This window comes from Desulfovibrio sp. (assembly GCF_019424165.1).
In the GTDB taxonomy this organism is placed as follows: domain Bacteria; phylum Desulfobacterota; class Desulfovibrionia; order Desulfovibrionales; family Desulfovibrionaceae; genus Desulfovibrio.
In genome coordinates this window covers 1,214-2,476 of the sequence record NZ_JAHZAA010000058.1, presented here as the reverse complement: position 1 = coordinate 2,476, position 1,263 = coordinate 1,214, and the positions used below count along the sequence as shown (strand labels likewise).

Genomic DNA, 1,263 nt, shown 5'->3' with positions numbered 1-1,263 from the left:
ATAAAGTGGTCCACCAGACCGAACACAGTCTCATTGCCGCAAAAATTTCCGGCGGCAATGGCCTGTTTGTATGCGGGCAGGTTGGCCTCGAACCGACGCAGCAGATCAGGCTCAAGCGTAAGCATGTCCGCTTGCATTCCATAGCCGAGCCGTTCAATGTAGAGCGCGTTGAAACGCTGCTCCACCATAGCTTTCAACGGCAGGGTCAAAATGGGTTTTCCAAGGTACAGGGCTTCTCCCATAAGCGTATGGCCGCCGCCCTGGATTACGTAAGAGCAGCCTTCAAGCAGGCGTAAAAATCCCTCTTCGCTCTTGCGCATGAAAATGACATTGCCCTCCTGCCCTTCCGCACGGTCATAACCGAAGACATAGCAGGTCTTTTGGGTAGACGCGCGCAAAAAATCCACCAGTTTGCGATGCGTGGAATTGCTTTGGTACACAAGTACATGCCCGTCATCGCGCGGGTTCAGGGCCAGCACGCTGTCACGCAAAATGGGGGGAGCTACGCGCGCCTTGTATTGGGACAACACCGGCGGCGCATAAAAGGAAATAATAAGGTTTTCCATCGTGGGACGAAAAAGATACCTCGGTGTGAGCCCCTGCACAAAGCTGTCCCACCACATGTCGGGAGGCAGGTTGTGACGGCAGCAGGTGATGACATGCTGATGATCCAGCGTCAGACAGGGCAATCCGGCCCGCTCCGCCGCACGTGGTACAAAGTATTCCAGATCGGTCATGCAGACATCTGGCTTGAACTCGTCAATGAGACGCAAGACCTGTTCAATATACCGCTGCCTGTGCCAAAGCAGCGGAATGGCTTTTTTAATGGTGGCAGCCATGTCCACCTTGTAATTTTTGAACACCGTACCCAGGTTGGGCAGACGATGCACTGGAAATTCCGGTTCAAGAATTTTGGGGGCGTCGTCGTCGGCCACAAAAAGAAACTCATGCTTGCCCAGGCGGCGGGCAATGGTCAGGCCGCGCATGGCATGGCCGTGCCCCGTGCCGTGAATGCCATAAAGAACGCGGGCCATATTTTTCCTTTTTTCTTGGAACAGGTTGTTGTTGAAATACCATGTTGCAGCATGAAAATGCCGCAACTGCCAGCCCTATTTTCTTGCTTCAAGGCTTGTGGCACATCCGTTCTGTCAACCCCCTGATATTAGCAAGCTGCAAGCCCTGCCGTCAATGTGATACCTAAAAGGCGATATCGCAACCTCTTGACGGTACTGTCTTTTATTCCCTACCATCAAAAAGGCATGT

1 protein-coding gene is annotated in these 1,263 nt (G+C 53.0%); it reads right to left on the bottom strand.

What is annotated here, in order from left to right:
* Positions 1 to 1,034, bottom strand: a 1,034-nt coding sequence (locus QZ377_RS12270) for a glycosyltransferase family protein (protein WP_291441489.1), incomplete at its 3' end; no start/stop codon positions are given.
* Positions 1,035 to 1,263: the final 229 nt, after the last annotated feature.